Origin of the sequence: Wolbachia endosymbiont (group A) of Yponomeuta plumbellus (genome assembly GCF_947251575.1) — a bacterium.
Classification (GTDB): domain Bacteria; phylum Pseudomonadota; class Alphaproteobacteria; order Rickettsiales; family Anaplasmataceae; genus Wolbachia; species Wolbachia pipientis.
Map to the genome: position 1 here is coordinate 621572 of NZ_OX366353.1, position 17526 is coordinate 639097.

At 34.3% G+C, this 17526-nt stretch carries 16 protein-coding genes, 1 tRNA gene and 1 pseudogene; 4 read left to right on the forward strand and 14 right to left on the reverse strand.

The window, feature by feature from the left end; all coding sequences use genetic code 11:
- Together OPR39_RS03145 and OPR39_RS03150 are read right to left on the reverse strand one after the other, a co-directional pair.
- Entirely contained in the window at positions 1 to 486 is a 486-nt protein-coding gene (locus OPR39_RS03145; protein ID WP_015589465.1) for an RDD family protein, read from the reverse strand.
- Positions 486 to 1124 (reverse strand): HAD family hydrolase, encoded by a 639-nt coding sequence (locus OPR39_RS03150; protein WP_015589464.1) that lies wholly within the window; start codon positions 1122 to 1124, stop codon positions 486 to 488. The genes OPR39_RS03145 and OPR39_RS03150 overlap by 1 nt, the downstream gene beginning before the upstream one ends.
- Before the next feature lie 151 nt (positions 1125 to 1275).
- On the opposite strand from OPR39_RS03150, the gene OPR39_RS03155 reads away from it, so the two are divergent.
- The 4 genes from OPR39_RS03155 (at position 1276) to OPR39_RS03170 (ending at position 4150) form a co-directional block, all read left to right on the forward strand.
- Positions 1276 to 1863, forward strand: a complete 588-nt coding sequence (locus tag OPR39_RS03155) for a hypothetical protein (RefSeq protein ID WP_265039054.1) — start codon at positions 1276 to 1278, stop codon at positions 1861 to 1863.
- On the forward strand, positions 1838 to 2110 hold the full coding sequence (locus OPR39_RS03160; RefSeq protein WP_265039057.1) for a hypothetical protein: 273 nt from the start codon (positions 1838 to 1840) through the stop codon (positions 2108 to 2110). The genes OPR39_RS03155 and OPR39_RS03160 overlap by 26 nt, the downstream gene beginning before the upstream one ends.
- Before the next feature lie 857 nt (positions 2111 to 2967).
- Entirely contained in the window at positions 2968 to 3498 is a 531-nt protein-coding gene (locus OPR39_RS03165) for a phospholipase D family nuclease (protein ID WP_015589462.1), read from the forward strand.
- A 109-nt stretch (positions 3499 to 3607) separates the two neighbouring features.
- Positions 3608 to 4150 carry a hypothetical protein gene (locus tag OPR39_RS03170; protein WP_265039058.1) on the forward strand — a complete coding sequence of 181 codons (543 nt, stop codon included), beginning with the start codon at positions 3608 to 3610 and terminating at the stop codon, positions 4148 to 4150.
- A 338-nt stretch (positions 4151 to 4488) separates the two neighbouring features.
- On the opposite strand, the gene rnc is transcribed toward OPR39_RS03170, so the two are convergent.
- The 12 genes and pseudogenes from rnc to OPR39_RS03235 all read right to left on the reverse strand — a co-directional run bounded on the left by rnc (position 4489) and on the right by OPR39_RS03235 (position 17411).
- On the reverse strand, positions 4489 to 5187 hold the full coding sequence (gene rnc / locus OPR39_RS03180; protein ID WP_006279914.1) for a ribonuclease III: 699 nt from the start codon (positions 5185 to 5187) through the stop codon (positions 4489 to 4491).
- A gap of 187 nt (positions 5188 to 5374) precedes the next feature.
- Positions 5375 to 6451, reverse strand: coding sequence for a quinone-dependent dihydroorotate dehydrogenase (locus OPR39_RS03185; protein WP_015589461.1), 1077 nt, complete (start codon positions 6449 to 6451; stop codon positions 5375 to 5377).
- Positions 6452 to 6581: 130 nt separating this feature from the next.
- Positions 6582 to 6653, reverse strand: a tRNA-Cys gene (locus tag OPR39_RS03190).
- Positions 6654 to 6658: 5 nt separating this feature from the next.
- The gene (locus tag OPR39_RS03195; RefSeq protein WP_041573616.1) at positions 6659 to 7555 is read right to left on the reverse strand and encodes a class I fructose-bisphosphate aldolase; all 897 of its coding nucleotides are present in this window, start codon (positions 7553 to 7555) and stop codon (positions 6659 to 6661) included.
- 64 nt (positions 7556 to 7619) lie between these two features.
- The gene (locus OPR39_RS03200) at positions 7620 to 9926 is read right to left on the reverse strand and encodes an AAA family ATPase (RefSeq protein WP_265039060.1); all 2307 of its coding nucleotides are present in this window, start codon (positions 9924 to 9926) and stop codon (positions 7620 to 7622) included.
- Positions 9927 to 10129: 203 nt separating this feature from the next.
- A complete protein-coding gene (locus OPR39_RS03205) occupies positions 10130 to 11356 on the reverse strand; it encodes a DEAD/DEAH box helicase (protein ID WP_015589458.1) in 1227 nt (408 codons plus the stop codon).
- Positions 11357 to 11391: 35 nt separating this feature from the next.
- Entirely contained in the window at positions 11392 to 11643 is a 252-nt protein-coding gene (locus OPR39_RS03210) for a cold-shock protein (protein WP_038199602.1), read from the reverse strand.
- A gap of 174 nt (positions 11644 to 11817) precedes the next feature.
- Positions 11818 to 13152 (reverse strand): TldD/PmbA family protein, encoded by a 1335-nt coding sequence (locus OPR39_RS03215; RefSeq protein ID WP_010081974.1) that lies wholly within the window; start codon positions 13150 to 13152, stop codon positions 11818 to 11820.
- Positions 13153 to 13170: 18 nt separating this feature from the next.
- Entirely contained in the window at positions 13171 to 14043 is an 873-nt protein-coding gene (atpG, locus tag OPR39_RS03220; protein ID WP_010081973.1) for an ATP synthase F1 subunit gamma, read from the reverse strand.
- A 198-nt stretch (positions 14044 to 14241) separates the two neighbouring features.
- A pseudogene (locus OPR39_RS03225) lies at positions 14242 to 15461 on the reverse strand (heme biosynthesis protein HemY).
- Positions 15461 to 16189, reverse strand: coding sequence for a hypothetical protein (locus tag OPR39_RS03230; RefSeq protein ID WP_265039066.1), 729 nt, complete (start codon positions 16187 to 16189; stop codon positions 15461 to 15463). The pseudogene OPR39_RS03225 and the gene OPR39_RS03230 overlap by 1 nt, the downstream one beginning before the upstream one ends.
- Entirely contained in the window at positions 16182 to 17411 is a 1230-nt protein-coding gene (locus OPR39_RS03235) for a lipoprotein-releasing ABC transporter permease subunit (RefSeq protein ID WP_012673387.1), read from the reverse strand. The genes OPR39_RS03230 and OPR39_RS03235 overlap by 8 nt, the downstream gene beginning before the upstream one ends.
- Between the last annotated feature and the right edge of the window lie 115 nt (positions 17412 to 17526).

The window sequence follows — 17526 nt, forward strand, 5'->3', positions numbered from 1 at the left end:
TCATTTAATAGTTCCTTTGATAACAACCGTATTAAATAGCATGTCGTGGTATGTCTGTTTCTTTTTAGAAAAACAAGCAACTAGATACCAGCAGAGAGTGAGCAGCACTATCATTACTTTCAATGCACTCAAGACATTCACTAATACTTCCTGATCTTGCAAAAATTCAGTAAGGATAACTGCTACACTGTTTAACAAAGGAAGAAAAAACTGGGAAGTGCTTCTGTCAAACGCTAAATTCAAGTCTATTTTAGAATTATCTAAATTGATAGTATATATATTCAGTAACTGTTGGCCGGGAGTTGCTTGGGCCTTTGAAGATATAAAATATGTGAAGTAACTACAATTTACACACATGTATGATAGATGTAAGATCAACGGAGAATCCTCTAATAGCAGTATAATTAATAAAGTTGGAATTAATAAAATTGCTACATCTATTAAATACGCGCAAAAGCGCCTTTTTATGCTGGCAATCTCTGTCATTACCTATCTTCTAAATACTTTATTACAAAATCTGTAAGTTTATCAAAATGTTGAAAACATAACAAATCTTCATAACCGCTTATTGATTGACCGTATATAATAGGTAAACAATTGGCATTTTGTGCACACAGAACATCTGTGATGCTATCACCAACGAAAAACACATTTTCTCTATTTATAGGCAACGTACTCTCTTCTAGTGCAAATAGCAGTGGGGTTGCAGATGGTTTATCTTCCGCGGTATCGCATGACCCAACCACTCTTTCAAAGTAAGAATCCAGTTTAAAATAGGTAACTTCTTCACGTAAATTAGTATTTTTCTTATTACTTACTATTGCTAGATAAACATTGTGGCTTTTCAGTGTCTGCAACATTTCCTCTACTCCTTGATTCAGAGCAATGTTTTGTAATAGCGCATTATCTAAGTATTGTTGATATATCTGATTCGCTTTTTTCCACTGATCGCCAAATAAATTGACCATATAGCTCTTTCTCGACTCATGGGAATTTCTATCAGCAGCTTTATTACTATACCCCATTGAGTTTATGGTATGCTTAATAGCGTTAAAAATATTATCTTGAGTGTCAACTAAGGTATTATCCCAATCGAATACTACTGCTAATGGGCTGTTTTTCATTTCTATATTGTTATATATTTTAAGTTAATAAATAAATAGCATTTTAATGAAAAAGATATAAATAGGACGCTCTACCACAAGTTATGTTAACTGTTTTTTATATAATTAGCTAATATACTGGTTATATGATATGTTTTAATAGGTAATAGGTATGGCCCAGACATCTCAAGAAAGTGTTGAAAAAAAGTTTAAAGACGTCTTTGAACGTTCTCCAGGTGCTTTTCCAGAAGGTACTTCATTAGAAGAGAAGGTTAATTATATCGCAAAAGGAACAAAGGCTCTAAAAGCTGTGAAAAGTAAGGAGCTTGAGAACAAAATGAAAAACGTTGCAGAATTGAATCAGAAACTTGAAAGTCAAGAAGGACGTGCAGATGAAAAAGCACGTCAAGATTTTGAAAGAATTGCTGAGCTTGACCAACAATATAAAGGGAAGGGCATCTTCACAAGTGAAAAAGTTGCAGAATTAAAAAATGACAAAAAATTTCAAGAAGCAGCTAACACTCTTAGAGAAACTACAACAGAAGGTAAAAGTGTTGAACAGAGTGGACAAAAAAAGACTTCTGAGGCTTCTGTACAAACAGATACACAGCCATCAGAGCACATCGTTAGTCCCTCAGTGAGCAAGAGTTCTGTAAAAGAGAAGCTCAACACTGAGCCGGACAAAAAAAGATACCACGCCTCAACCACAAGAAAATCAAAAAGAAGAAGGGTTTTTGAGTCTTCTGAAGCGCTTTGTTAAGAAAATATTAGAAAAACTTTTGGGTGAGGATGAAAAGAGTGTGGAGAATACTCATGACATGAGAGAAGATGCTCAAAGAGATACGTCAAATAACGAAGAGCAACAAAAGAGTAAGCAGCTTGATGAAATTTTAAAGGACAAAAGTGTAAGCGAGGGTTTGAAGCAGGCAACAAAGCTTGAGAACCCGGCAATAACGCCTGTTAATACTCCTAAAGTGAATGAAGTAAACACGGGTCGTGAAAGGTGATCCGCTTTCAAGCTTCATTATACCGCCACGAACCGTCATACCGCCGCGGTATCTCATCCGCTAACAAGTAGCGGGATGACGATTGTCAGGGTGTCATCCCAGTGTCCCTATGATGTCATCCCAGTGCCCTGACTACTTGGATCTAGCAAGCTTTGCTTGCAAATAAGTCTAATACGCGTCGCGTTTTATGCCAAAACACAATTGGAGTTACATGCAAAATAGATCCCAGTGTCAGCTACTCGGATGACAAAAAAAGGAGCACTGGGATGACACCATTTGTTGTATTTAACAAAGTTCGTACTTAGCTTCATGTTAGCTATAAACATTAAGAAATTTACCAAGCGAAAAAAAAGGCAAAAGAAGCCCCAGCTAATATCTATTTTAGAACATTGGCGTTTTTTAAGTCTTAAACACTGCAATTTAGCTGCTTTTAAATGCAACTCACCTTAGTTTAAATGTTTAAGAAATTTACTAAACAGAAAAAAAGGCAAAAGAAACCCCGTGTTAGCTAGTTGTCACTCCCTAATCCTGCAAATTGGCGTACTATACTGTCTTAAACGACTTATAAGCGCGTTTCAGCTTGTGTAGGTAAAAACCTAGAAATATTGTGAAGACATAAGGTGCACATAGTGCAAAAAATTAAAAATAAGACGCCAACTACGTTGTTTTCTTGCTGTTTAATCTGCACAGATGAAGATAACTGAATACCTTCAGTTTTATGATAAGAGGGCTGGCGGAGTTTGTAAAGTAAGTTTTTTCGTTTCTAACGGTTGTTGCCAAAAACTATGCAAGAAGTCTATTGACAGGTGATTAAATTATAATGTAGCCTATCGCCGTATATCCGGGGGTGGGTTGTTGTGAGGCTTTTTCACTTTTTATTCTTGTTAATGTGTTTTTCTCTGTATTACTATGCGGGTTTTATATTTTCGCCCTGCCCAAAAGCTACGGTTTGCTTTTCACCTGGAGAAGATTGTGCTGTACCGATAATCAACGTAATAGATCAGTCTAAAAAATCTATCTTAGTTCAAGAATATACATTTACTCTTGGAACAGTTGCAAAATCTTTGATTAATGCTAAAGAACGCGGTGTTGATGTTAAAGTCATCTTAGATAAATCGCAACTCTACTCAAAATATAGTGTTATAAATGAATTATTTTCAGGTGGAGTACCAATTTGGATCGATGATAAGCCAAAGATTGCTCATAATAAGATAATGATTGTTGACAATCAAAAAGTCATCACAGGGTCATTTAACCTTAGTAAGACAGCTAAAAAAGGAAATGCTGAAAATTTATTAATTATTACAGATTATCCTGAATTGATTCAGCAGTATGTGAAAAACTGGGAGGCACGAATGTCACAATCTTACAAATACGCTCCCAACTAATCGAGAGCGCTTGCTCAAAATCAGTTTTAAAAACAGCAAGGGAGAGCTTTTTTGATTGATTGGCATAATGATTATGATATAATGAACTAAAAATTTAAGGAATAAAGTAATGGATTATATAAATGATGCTGCCGGTAGCTACACTGCTATTCATGATTTTTTTCAAAACAACGGTGTTGGAGATTACAAAGTTCAATGCAATTATGGTGGGGTGCCGTATGCTACTGATGAGTACGTGCATTCTGGCGATAAATTTTGGAGTAATAATTTCATAGACTCACATTTTGGCAGGGAAATAAAAATGTATCCTCAAAGTGAACTTTTAGCTAAAGAATATGCTGGAAATACGTTGCCAGTTTCAATATCACTAGATAAGGATTTAATAAAAATGAAGGAATGTCAGAAAAAAACGAAATTTGTGGAACTAGAAAGGGAGTCAGGTGATTTAGTGCATGATAAGCAAAAGTATGTAAAGTGTTACACAACAAAGCTATCATATGATGATGTACATATTTACAATAACGATAAAGTTTCAACATTTAGCATAAAATACGACGTGCCAAATGATCCGAAATACAGTTTAAATATAACATTTACAAAGGTTGATGATAATAAACCAGGATTTTGGCAGAAATTTAAAAATATGTTTTAACGTGACCATTCACTGGTTTTTACTCAATCAACCAACAACAGTTAATATCAAATTTTTATAATTAAAAAATATGCTATTTTTTAAAACTTTCATTCTCCTTGACTCTGTCAACTTCACAAAACAACTCTTGGACCAAATGTATCTGGCATAACACCTTTTGGTAACTTGCTACTTCTTTTTTTCCGCATCTCCGACAACAGCCATTGATATTCCACTACATAAGGCTTGATTTTTGGTAGATCAACTTTTTTATGAATAATACTATGCTTCTCCTTAAATTGACCATTTACCCTAAACGCTATTAGCTTCCTTAAAATTTACATTAATGCCTATTTTGCCTAAACTGAAGCGTCTTTTCCAATTTTTTCTAGCATCAACTCAGCAGCTTTTTGTTCAGCAATCTTTTTACTAGAAGCGCATGCAGAAACTTTACCATAATCTTCTATGCAAACTGATATAGTAAATTCAGGATTGTGCGCTGGTCCAGTTTGTTTTACAAGCTCATACTCTGGTAAAGGCAATTTGTTTTTCTGAGTCCACTCTTGCAGTGAGGTTTTAGGATCTTGAGGGGGGTCAAGCATGCCTTTAGCTAGCTTTTCCCAATATTGGATAATAAATTTTTCAACATTTTCAAGCCCGCCATCAATATAAATTGCACCTATTAGTGCTTCAAGCGAGTTTTCTAAATTTTTTAAGTTACATCTCCCTCCATTGCAGCGTTCACTATTATTCATGATGATAAAGCTGCCTAATTTTATTTCTTTAGCAACATTAGCAATGGTGTTGCCACAAACTAAATCCGTCTTTCTTTTTGCCAATGCTCCTTCTTTTTCTTCAGGAAATAGTTTAAACAGTGTGGCAGATACAACCATATTCAAAACACTATCGCCCAAAAACTCTAGTCTTTCGTAGCTTACAATCTGGTTTTTGCTATTCCTTTTATTTACGCTTGGGTGAGTTAGTGCCTCTTCTAATATTGCATAATTTGTAAATTTATAATCAATGATCTTAGATATTGCATCATTCAAACTCTTCATACCCATTATTTAAAAGAATAACACTTCCTACCACACCTTTATACCAAAGAATTAGTTTTGTTTTATTAAAATAATACCAACAACTTCCAAAATATACAGTTTAATAGACTTCTTGCATAACCATTATTTGAATAATGATTCATCGATGTTATTCCAGTGTCGGCTACTTAGGTGACAGAGAAGATGTTTAATGTATACAACCCACCACCTCACTAATGTTACTAAATCCATCTCTCCTTATTAGTTCTGCAAGTTCTAGATTAATTTTGTTTACAACTTGAGGTCCGTGGTATATGAGAGCAGTGTACAACTGCACCAAAGAAGCTCCTGCCTTTATTTTTTTATATGCATCAGCACCACTTGAGATTCCTCCGCATCCTACCAACAATATTTTGCCCTTAGTAAGTTTGTACATATCGCTCAATAACTCGGTTGAAAGTTTAAACAGCGGTTTGCCACTCAACCCACCACTCTCGTTGTGGTGGGAATGTAAGTTATTCCGACTGATCGTAGTGTTGCTCACTGTTAATCCGTCAATCTTATATTCCAACGCAAGCTCAGCGATATTTTCTTTCGTTTGCTGATCTATATCTGGTGAGATTTTTAATATTATTGGTATGGATTTAGAATTATCAATTGATTTCCGGGTTAGAGTTACGGATTTCAACAATTCCAATAATTCTTGCTTATTGTGCAGATTGCGTAAATTAGGCGTGTTTGGGGATGAGATGTTCAGCACTATATAATTGCTTTTTCCATATACTATCTTTATTAAGTCAACATAATCGCTGATTTGGTCCTTTGATGTACTGTTTTTTCCTATGTTGATGCCAAAAATGCAATCATCAAGCTTGGTTTTATCTATTTGTTTAAGAAAGTAGTCTATTCCTTTATTGTTAAATCCCAATCTGTTAATTACCCCTTGATCTTTAATTAACCGAAAAATTCTTGGTTTTTTGTTTCCATATTGTGGATTACGAGTTACAGTACCAGTTTCAATAAATCCAAAACCAAATGAAAGCATAGGCCTTATAACTTCTGCATTCTTGTCAAAACCTGCAGCCAGACCCACGGGGCTTCTGAGCTTATTACCAAAAAAATTCACACTCAAAGATTCTGGTAGCTCTATAGGATTCTTATAAGGTATTTTCTTTAATGCCATAATTGCCAAAGAGTGAGCAACTTCGGGCGGCAGTAAAAACAATAAATCACGTAATATCATTTTGTAAAACACTTTGCTTATTTTTAGTTTATTTTTTACCATGAAACGCTATAAGAGTATAACCATAACTTGAAAAGAAATTGATTTTACTTATGAATAATTTTCTCTATAGGTTACACACTTAAAGCTACTGTTGAATTGAGCAACTTTTACAAGATATAGAAAATGAAAGAGGCCGGGACCGGAATTGAACCGGTATAAAAGGATTTGCAGTCCTCTGCATAAGCCATTCTGCCACCCAGCCGTTTTTTATGTGTAGATATCCATTATATCTTTTAGCATAGATAAAGCTTCCTCCCTTTTGCGTTGGAAAGTGTTACGTCCAATGATTGAACCATTACCACCACCCTGCTTAATTTCTTTCGCTTCATTGCATATGTCATTCACTGATTTCGACTCGCCACCAGAAAAAATTACTATTCTTTTTCCTGCAAAACAAGATCTTTTAACATATTCAATTCTTTTAGGTAATGATTCAATATTTTCTGTTTCTATTTTCTCCCTTTCCAAATATTTAGTTGGAAGTTTTACTTTTATTATATTAGCGCCAAGCAAAGCTGCCATGTGTGCAGCATAGGCAATAACATCAACCGCTGTTTCACCTTCTTTGGAAATTCCTTCACCGCGTGGATAAGACCATAGCACTACTGCAAGCCCATAAGATTTGGCTTCAGCTATGATTCCACGGGCTTCTTCCATCATATCGAAACACTTAGCAGAACCAGGATATATAGTAAATCCGACAGCTAAGCAGCCCAAACGCAGCGCATCTTTCACAGAAGAGGTTATTGCCTGATCAGAGGTTAGATCCTTTGAATGTAAAGAGTTGGAACTATTAAGTTTCAAAATAAGTGGGAGCATTCCAGCATAAGTTGCAGCACCAGCTTCAATCATACCAAGTGGAGCAGCATATGCACTTACTCCCGAATCAACCGCAAGCTGAAAATGATAATGTGGGTCATAAGCATCAGGGTTAACTTCAAAACTTTTAATTGGACCATGCTCAAATCCTTGATCTACTGGCAGAATCACTAACTTGCCAGTACCGCCAAGCTTTCCATGCATGAGAATACGAGTAAGATTTGCTTTTACCCCAGGGTTTTCACTTTCGTAGTAGCTTAGGACTTGTTTTACTTTATCACTTATCACTATAATTCAAATTGAATTTAAGTTATAGATTGTAACAAAGATGAAGTTCAATACAAGGATTTTAAACTATATCAAAAGCAATTTTATTTTCTACTTTATTCATATAGATTCTTAATTTCTTTCCTTTTATTAATTTACGATTCAGTATTTCTTCCGCTAAGTAACTTTTTATCTCTTTTTCAATAAGTCTCTCTATCGGACGTGCTCCCATTTCCTTACTATAACCCATTTGTACAAGATAAGATTTCACTTCATCCTCTACCAAGCAGTTTATGCCTTTTTGTGTCAGTTGCTTTTTCAGTTCTAGGACAAATTTATCCACAATATGCAAAATCACATCCGTACTTAAGTCGGAAAAAGAAATAATCGCATCAAGACGATTACGAAATTCAGGGCTAAAAACCTGTTCTATCGCTTTTTCACTATCACCAATGTTAAAATTTTTATGCCCAAAGCCAACAAAACTTTTGCTGCGTTCAACTGCTCCTGCATTAGTTGTCATAATTAAAATTATATTGGAAAAGTTAACTTTACGTCCGTAAGTGTCTGTAACGCAGCCATAATCCATAATTTGTAGCAATATATTATAGATATCGCTATGAGCCTTTTCAATTTCATCAAGCAGCACAACACTATATTGATTGTTAGATACAGACTCTGTGAGTAATCCACCTTGATCATAACCTACATATCCAGGAGGAGAACCAATCATCCTTGATATCGTATGAGATTCAATATATTCGGACATATCAAAGCGTATAAGATTCATGCCCATGCTTTCTGCTAATTGTTTTGCTAGCTCGGTTTTACCAACACCGGTTGGTCCTGCAAAAAGATAATTTGCTAAAGGCTTATTGTAATTTCTCAACCCAGATTTAGCAATTTTAATAGAACTAACAAGAGATTCTATTGCCTGCTCTTGGCCAAAAATCACCTTCTCTAGATTAGCTTTTAAAGATTTTACTTTCTGCAAATCATCAGATTCAGATCCACAAGGCACATTTGTAATTCTAGTAATGGTATTCTTAATATCTCTACTATTTACAATTTTACCCCTGTTTCTTAGCAATTTACAATATGCCCCTGCCTCATCAATAACATCAACCGCTTTATCAGGTAATATTCGCCCAGTAATATACTTATGCGAAAGTTCAGCCGCAGACCTAATGGCATTCTTTGTATAATATACTCCATGATACCCTTCATAGTAGTGCTTTATGCCATCTAGTATCTTTATCGTTTCATTAACAGAAGATTCTTTAACATTAATTTTTTGAAACCTTCTCGCTAGTGCTTTATCTTTTTCAAAACTAGCGCTGTATTCTCTATATGTAGTTGCACCTATACAACGCAGTGTACCTCTTGCAAGCGCAGGTTTGAGTAGGTTACCTGCATCAAGAAAGCTACCACTTGTAGAACCTGCTCCAATGATAGTGTGTATTTCGTCAATAAAAAGGATAGCACCTGGTTTTGCCTCAATTGCTTTTATTATAGATTTTATTCTCTCTTCAAAATCACCTCTGTAGCGTGTCCCTGCAAGGAGTGATCCTAAATCCAAAGCATAAATTATACTGGACCTGAGCGCACTTGGAACACTGCCTTCAATGATCTTGAGTACCAAACCCTCAACTATTGTTGTTTTGCCAACACCTGGGTCTCCAACATATAAAGGGTTGTTTTTTCTACGCCTCAATAATATTTCTATAGTGCGATTTAACTCATAATCACGACCAATAACATAATCTATTTTTTTGCTTCTTGCATAGTCATTTAAATTTTTACAATAACTTTGTAGAATTTCCTCATCTTTTAGTAGCTCACCTTTATTTACTGTAGTAGGAGCGTCATTATTTTTATCAAGTTTTGCTTTATGATTGGTGGTGTATTCATCTATATCGCTCAAGTATTTCATATTAGATATATGGTAAATCAAATTGGAATCTTTCGCATTTTGTTTCTGCAATAGATTTTCAACGTATAAGTCTTGCCTAGACAAAATTTCTACTAGAACATTTGCTCCATTTATTTCTTTTTTTCCCAAGCTATGAGCCCGTATTATTGCTCTGTGTATTATGCATTGAAACATTGAGCTAGGTTTAACTCCACTGATAATCAATTCAGAACTGCTTTGTAAAAACCCTTTTATATTATTATTATAATCATTAGCCTTAATATTGCATCTTGATAGAATGTTATCCATACTGATGATTTCATCGGCTCTGATATTACATCTTGATAAAACGTAATTTACATCCACGTCTTTAGTTAACGCCAGCAATAAATGTTCTACTTTCGCATATTTAAGATTAAAATTAGAAGCAATGAATAGTGCTCTATTCAAACTTGCCTCTAAGTTTTTGGAAATCATCTCCTATTCTCTTTAAAAGTGGGAACTCATATATAATGAATAGCACACAATTATTAAAAAATTTGAAATCCAGCAGTTCGCTGTAGCCAATTTGAATCCCACTCTGGATCTACGTCATAGCACCGCAATATCTCAGCATAGATTCCGCTAATGAGTAGCGGAATGACGAGTTTTACGCTTATCAAATTGTAGGTAAATCCTATTTAATACGCTTTTTCTAGTACTCTGCTTTTCTTCTTAAATGCATTGATCTTTTTTCTACCGTATTTAGTCTTTAACGTACTTGGCCTTTTAAAGACCTTTTTGCTGTTACGTTTTTTAAATTGCACACTACAATCAAAATTTAGCTCTCCTTCTTTGTCTGCCAGTACAGGCAGTCTTCTCTTATCTTGAGGTGTAACAAAAGATAGCGCATACCCTTCAGCTCCAGCGCGTGCAGTTCTACCTATACGATGAATATAGTCAGCTTGCGATTGTGGTGCATCATAATTGATAACATGTTGAATGTGGGGAATATCAAGGCCGCGAGAAGCAACATCTGTTGCAACCATGATTTGATTACGGCCACGACGAAAAGAATTAATGACCCTTTCGCGCTTGTGCTGCCTTAAATCACCATGAATTGCTAAAGCGCTATAGTCATCTTTGTGCAATCTGTTAGCTAGCTGATCCGCTCCTCGCTTTGTTTTGACAAAGATAATGATTGATCCTTCGCGCTGACATAGTTGTGTAACAAGCTTTTCATATTTTTCTGATTCTGATGCATAAACAATTTCTTGCTTAATTTTTACAGAAGTTGTAACCTCACAATCAACAGAAATACGTTCTGGTCGATTAAGGTACTTCTCAGCAAGTTTTACTATATCTCCAGGAAGAGTTGCAGAAAACATAAGAGTTTGCCTTATTTTAGGCAAATGCTTCATAATTTCTTCAATCTGAACTCCAAAGCCCATATCAAACATACGATCCGTTTCATCAAGCACAAGAACGCTAACATTGCGAGTAATCAAAGTTTTACGCTCAATATGGTCTATAATACGACCAGGAGTACCTATTACAATTTGTGGTTTTTTCTGAAGCTGATTTAGCTGCCTAAAAATAGGCTCACCACCAATCAACAAAGCGACCCTTAGTGCAGAATTTTGAGATAAGAGTTTTCTTATCTCATTTGTTACCTGATGCGCAAGCTCTCTGGTTGGCACGATGACTAAAGCTGAACCAGTGTTAGGCTCATTCAGCAACTTAGCAACCAACGGAATAGCAAATGCTAAAGTTTTTCCAGTCCCCGTTTGAGCAGATCCGAGAATATCTTTACCTTGTAGCGCTAAGGGAATCGCTTGTATTTGAATCGGAGTTGGGACGAAAAGATTATTTTTATCTAGAGCTTGTCTAAGCGAAGCTGGGAGACCCATCTCATGAAAATTATTCACAATACGTTAATCCTGTTAAAAGACTTCATAATAGATTAATCTTCCAATCTTAAATTTATTGCAGATTTTTTATCTTCTCCGTTTCTACCGCGCTCCTCTTTAACCTCATAACTCACCCTTTCTCCTTTTATTCCCTTCTCTTTATTCTCTCCTTTAAGTGCCTCAGGTCTTATTCCCGAACGTTCCAATGTGCTAATATGTATAAAAACGTCACCCCCTTTACCTTCTGGCTTGATGAAACCATAGCCTTTTTCGGCATTAAACCATTTTACATTACCAAATTCCATTTAAACAACTCCTAAATTATTAACTAACATTACTAATGTGATGAAAAACTTTGAAATTACGATTGAGAATGCTTTAAGCTTAGCTATTGAAACTAAACCTTTATACTCCATAGTCTATTCTTAACATTACATGACAATAATACACAATTGTTGTACTTGATGCAAATAAATTTTTTAATCGTTAAGCGAACCTGCAACCGTCATTTCGCTAACTTTAATCGTTGGTGAATTAAATTGCCCACAAAAAGTTAGATCATCTGCAACGACTAAATTGCTAAACATATCCTTCAAATTGCTAGCAATGGTAATCTCATGTATTGGATACGTTATTTTTCCATTTTCTATAAAAAATCCGGAAGCGCCTTGGCTGTAATCGCCATTGATTAAATTGACACCAAAACCAAATAAATCAGTTACATATATTCCCTCTTTCACTTCCTGAATTAATTCTTCAAACGATACATCACCATTCTCAATGTAGAGGTTACTAGCTGCAGGAATAACTGCAGCATTACTTGCACGAGTTGCACTTCCGGTTGTTTCTGAGTCTAATTTTCTAGCCGAGTATAAGTCTAAAATCCAATTTTGTAATATTCCGTTTTTTACAAATATATTTTTCTTGCTAGTTATCCCTTCTCCATCAAATGGTCTCGATGCTATGCCTCTTGGCAACAATGGATCATCGATAATATTAATTCTATCGTTGAAAATCTGAGCGTTTAAACTACCCCTCAAGAAAGAACTGTTGCTTATAATACTGCTCCCATTTATAGCAGAAGCAAAACTTTTTACTAGCCCTTTTGCTGCTCTTTTTTCAAAAATAACTGGAAATTTACCAGTTTTCATTGTACGTGAATTCAATTGATCAACTGCTCTTTTTGCTGCTTCTTTTCCCATTAACTCTGGCAACTTTAAATCACTAAAATTACATGCTATATCATAATCGTAACCAACCTTCATTTCACTTTCTCTTCCAGCAACAACAGAGACCTGATTAGCAAAGGTTGATTTACTAAACGAGCCAATAAAACCAGAAACAGTCGATAATACTGTATTCACTAAAGCGTATGAAGAAGAGGCTCCTTCAGAATTAGTGATACTCTTATGTGCAAGGGCTGAATTTTCTGCAGCTTCAGCAATTTCTTTTAGGTTATCAACGGTTACAACATTATTATCTGAGATACTTAAATCTGCAGAAGAGATATAATTACTACCATTTACAGCAAAATTAATGCAAGGATCTTCTGGCGCATTCTTTGCCATTTCTACCACTTGGCTTACTGTATCACTCAGATTATTCAAATCGTTTGTAGAAATATACGCAGCTTTGTTTTTACCTGCTATAGCTCTGATTCCTACAGTGCAATTTTTAGATTGTGATATTTGCTCAATTTTTGATAGACGCTGAGAAACTGAAGTCTTATTAGTTTCATATATTGTAACTTCCGCATCTTGATTTTGCTTTTTTATTAGTTTAGTAATATCTGCTGCAATATTTAATATATTCATTTTCTATTCCTTAGATTTCTATAAAGATTCTGCACCACCTATAACTTCAATTAAATCAGTCGTAATCGCTGCTTGACGAGAACGATTATAAAGCAATGCTAATTTGTTCAGTATCTCTTTAGTGTTTCTGTTTGCTGATTCCATAGCAACCATTCTAGCACTATTCTCACTCGTTGCACTTTCAAGTAAAGCAGAGTAAAGAGCAATTACAACGTAATCTTGAACCAAAGATTTTAAAATAAATTCAATATTTTGTGGTTCATACTCATAGCCGTAATCTGTTGTTGGACCAGCCAGAGAGCTATCAATCAAGGATGAGTCTTTACTCCATGGTTTTATTGTTTCCAACATTGGTTTTTGCGTGAAGGTATTATAGAATTTACTATAAAAAACTTTAACTTTATCGTATTTACTTAAATCTATACCATCAACCAAAGCTTCTACGTGCTTTAACGTGATTCCCTTACTATTTTCAATTTTTAAGATACTTTTAGAGTCAAATCTATTTTTACCTACATCAAAAGCTTTTTTACCAAGAAATACAATATCTACTTTTTTGCCATTTGCGATTGACTTATTTACACGCTCTTGACTAAATTTGACAATAGAAGAGTTAAAGTTGCCGCACAAGCCACGATCAGACGCAATAATGAATACTAGGTAAGAACCGTCGTTACTGACATTTAGAATTTTTGCCAGTAATTCTTGATCAACTGATAGCATTAATGAAAAAATAATGTTATGCAGCTTAGATACATATAATTTTGAATTTAATAACTTCTTTTGGCTTTGTAACAACTTTGCTGCAGAAACCATTTGCATTATTTTCGTGGTTTTCTGTACAGACCTAATATTCTTAATTCTTAAGGATAATTCCTTTAAGCTCTTCATTTTGTATACAACCCTGATTTATTAAAATATATAACTGTTAGTGTCTAAAAGCAAGTTTTTTTGACATTAAAACCAAGTCTAGCTAAGAAACTTGCAGGTTTATTGTTTGGAGATAAGGATTATATTAAGAAAGTGCTCTAACTTCAGCAATATCAATGTGAAAGTAGCCTAATGGTAATTTCTACACTTTGTGGAATTTTATAATATATAATAAACACAATTAAAACTATTACAACTTGAACACTTATGATCCCATTGTTCTAGTTCCCTGTTACAATTTTTACATTTCCAGCCTGGATCAGGCAAAGCTTCTGAGCCCATCTTGTTTAGCCAATAAATTACCTTGTCGTGTTCTTGCAATGTAACCTTGAGTTGTATTACAATAAAGTAGATTGACATGTAATTAGCTTTTTTCATAGCAGTGTCTAAATATTGACTTGCAAGATCATATTTACCTGAACTCATTGAGGACAAAGCAAGTAAACAGTAACTAAAATAATAATCAGGGCGTAAGTTGTATAGTCTTTCAGCACCTTTACTATTTAAATTGATGTACATTTTAGCTGACTGAGGAGTAGGATTTACTGTATACTCTGCCTCTAGCACTGCAGAAGCTTTTCTGATTTTTCCAAGTTTAATATATAATTCTGCCTTTAAATAATTGATGGGCTGAAAAATTGCACTATAACGTTGTGCTCTAAATAAAGACTTTATAGCCTCCTTAAAATTTCCTTTACTTTCATATTGCTTTGCTAAAGCGCAATAAAACACTGCAAACATTTCTTTATGATCAAAGGGGAGAAAAATATTGGACTTAACTGCTTCCTTCAACCTCAAAATTGCATTAATCCAATCTTCTTTCAATATGCAATGCTCTATTTGAAAGGGAATAGATAGCATTTTATCGTTAATTGAACTAGAGCAATATTCTATAAATTTTTGAAAGACTACTTTTTCTTGTTTGAGGTGGACAATCAGCTTATTGGCTAGAAGTAGAGCTAAGTTACGATTTTTATTTGCAATATTTGTTAAACCGTTACTGAAAAAGCTGTAATTTCCCGTCTTACCTGAGTTAAAGAGCTTTATTAAAGACAACCTATCGCTCTCCTCACTCAGACTTTAACTAGCTTTTGGGCATTCTCTATATTGTCTAAGTCTATGCTAAAGAAAGCTTCAAAGAGAAGCAATTCTTCCCTATCCCTTCTTCTATTTCTTATGTTGGCAAATGTTGATGAAATGGAGGAAAAAAAGCGTACAAGTGTAATTAATAAAAATAATAAAACTACACAAGTAAAAATAATGAAATATAGATCAATACTTATAGTGTAATTGCCTAATTCCAATTTTATTACTTCACCACTTACCTTGACCCATATACCAAATAAAAACGAAAAAGCGAAAATTATAAAATAAATCATTAGATATATTGTAATAAGCGATGATATATTGTTGAAATATTCTTAGAAGCTACAATAAAACCATTCAATTTATTCAGCCATGGCTTGAATTCTGAATGCGTTAAATTGCTTACTGTAACAGTTATATTTTGCCAATCATTATCATTTATTGACTCCTCAATTTCTGCGAATTTTACTCTTAATGGATCATTTCGGTCGTCTACCTTTATCCAGTTTGAAATGATTTTTTTAGACAATGTACTTTTGTTGTAATCGATAGTATCAATAGTTTTTTCAAAAGATAACTTCAATTCGTGTAAGGTATTTATCTCTTTCAAATTTTCTAATTCATCTACTGCATTTTCTATCTCTGGATCGTCAAGCTCTGATATCAAAGGCTTTATTGAATTTATATGGTTATCAAATTTTGCTTCTCGCAATAACGAATTCTTCATTTTAACCACAAGTAATAGCAATTTTGCAAGGTTCTTACATCTTGAGTTATTATCACCTTGCTCACATTGAGTATGCTGACTTCTCTTGAGGTCAAATATCTTTTTTTCTATTCTAGATTGATTAACTTCAAGCAACATTCTAAATTCATCCATGTTTTCCGTTAAAGCTTTCACATTGTTTTCACTCTCTTGCTGATTTATTTTTAAAAAGATTATGTTATTTATTGTGATGTAACCGGTAAATAACAATACAATTAAGAACCAACCTATGTACTTTTGCTGAGTATCATTCATAACGTAGTATCTCCGCAGGATCTTGTGCAGCTGCCTGCAACGCAGGAGCAATTGTCGCTAAAAATGATAAGAGTAACGCAAGTGCAGAAATATTTACTACGTCTTGGGGTACTAATATCACTGGCAAACTTGAAAAAAAGTATATCATAGGATCAAACAGCTTGACGTTAGTAATGTTTTCTAAAAACACTCTAATGCTTTCGATATTGAGAGAAAAAACGACACCTATAATACAGCCAAGACAAGTTCCCGTAAAACCGATTAATAGACCACAAGCGCAAAATATACGCATAATGCTTCCACTTGTTGCACCAAATGTACGCATAATTGCAATCGCGGATTTCTTTTCTTGCACTATCATCATTAAATTTGAGATAATATTAAACGCTGCTACAACTATAATCAAAGTGAGAATTAAAAACATCACATTTCTTTCAGTTTTTAAAGCACTAAAATAATGGCTTTGCTGTGATTGCCAACTTTCAGCTTCCATTCCTATTTCTTTTTCTATAGCATCTGCCAGCTTATCAGCTCTAGTAACGTCGTCTACAAGTACTTCTATATTTTTTATGCTATTTTTATAATTAAAAAAGGCTTGTGCTGATTTTAGAGGCATATATATCAAGGTATTATCATACTCAAACATACCCATATCAAATATTGCTATAACTTTATATTTTTTCATTCGCGGCATTTCACCAAGTAATGCATCAAATTCTTCAGATGATATAAACGTAATTTCGTCGCCATAGTCAACGTTCAAAGCTTCTGCTAAGCGTGCTCCTATTATTATTCCTTCATCAAATTTTTTTACATCACCTATAATTACATTATTTGTAACGGCAGTACTATCAAGCAAGTCTTTAGTTGATACACCTCGCACTACGCTACCTGCAATTTTACCGTTTGCTACAATAATAACTTGATCATTGGTCATAGGAGTAGCTTTTAATATACCAGGAATTCTCTCAATAGATTTTGAAACTGCGTAGTAATCTGAATTTATGTTCCTATCAAAATAAACATTAATATGGCCATCAATGCCAAGTATTGAGTCAAGCAACTTTGCTCTGAATCCGTTCATCACAGACATCACCACTATTAGTGTTGCAACTCCAAGGGCAATGCCGATAATAGAGAACAAAGTCATTATAGAGCAAAATCTGGCATTTTTCGCTCGCAAATAGCAAGCAGCCATAGTAATTTCAAAGGCAATGGACATTACAAAATATTTTGAGGTTAAACATTATATTTTTGAAACTTCGTATAATTGTAGACTTTTCTTTATTTAAAAACTAGAGATTTTTGCTTCCTTAAATTTAGCAGGCTTATAGAGT

Bases quoted from the DNA above. Each gene is read 5' to 3' on its own strand.
- OPR39_RS03145 (WP_015589465.1), bottom strand. From the start codon at position 486: ATGACAGAGATTGCCAGCATAAAAAGGCGCTTTTGCGCGTATTTAATA.
- OPR39_RS03150 (WP_015589464.1), bottom strand. From the start codon at position 1,124: ATGAAAAACAGCCCATTAGCAGTAGTATTCGATTGGGATAATACCTTA.
- OPR39_RS03155 (WP_265039054.1), top strand. From the start codon at position 1,276: ATGGCCCAGACATCTCAAGAAAGTGTTGAAAAAAAGTTTAAAGACGTC.
- OPR39_RS03170 (WP_265039058.1), top strand. From the start codon at position 3,608: ATGGATTATATAAATGATGCTGCCGGTAGCTACACTGCTATTCATGAT.
- rnc (WP_006279914.1), bottom strand. From the start codon at position 5,187: ATGAAGAGTTTGAATGATGCAATATCTAAGATCATTGATTATAAATTT.
- OPR39_RS03185 (WP_015589461.1), bottom strand. From the start codon at position 6,451: ATGGTAAAAAATAAACTAAAAATAAGCAAAGTGTTTTACAAAATGATA.
- OPR39_RS03200 (WP_265039060.1), bottom strand. From the start codon at position 9,926: ATGATTTCCAAAAACTTAGAGGCAAGTTTGAATAGAGCACTATTCATT.
- OPR39_RS03210 (WP_038199602.1), bottom strand. From the start codon at position 11,643: ATGGAATTTGGTAATGTAAAATGGTTTAATGCCGAAAAAGGCTATGGT.
- OPR39_RS03215 (WP_010081974.1), bottom strand. From the start codon at position 13,152: ATGAATATATTAAATATTGCAGCAGATATTACTAAACTAATAAAAAAG.
- atpG (WP_010081973.1), bottom strand. From the start codon at position 14,043: ATGAAGAGCTTAAAGGAATTATCCTTAAGAATTAAGAATATTAGGTCT.
- OPR39_RS03230 (WP_265039066.1), bottom strand. From the start codon at position 16,189: ATGAATGATACTCAGCAAAAGTACATAGGTTGGTTCTTAATTGTATTG.
- OPR39_RS03235 (WP_012673387.1), bottom strand. From the start codon at position 17,411: ATGTCCATTGCCTTTGAAATTACTATGGCTGCTTGCTATTTGCGAGCG.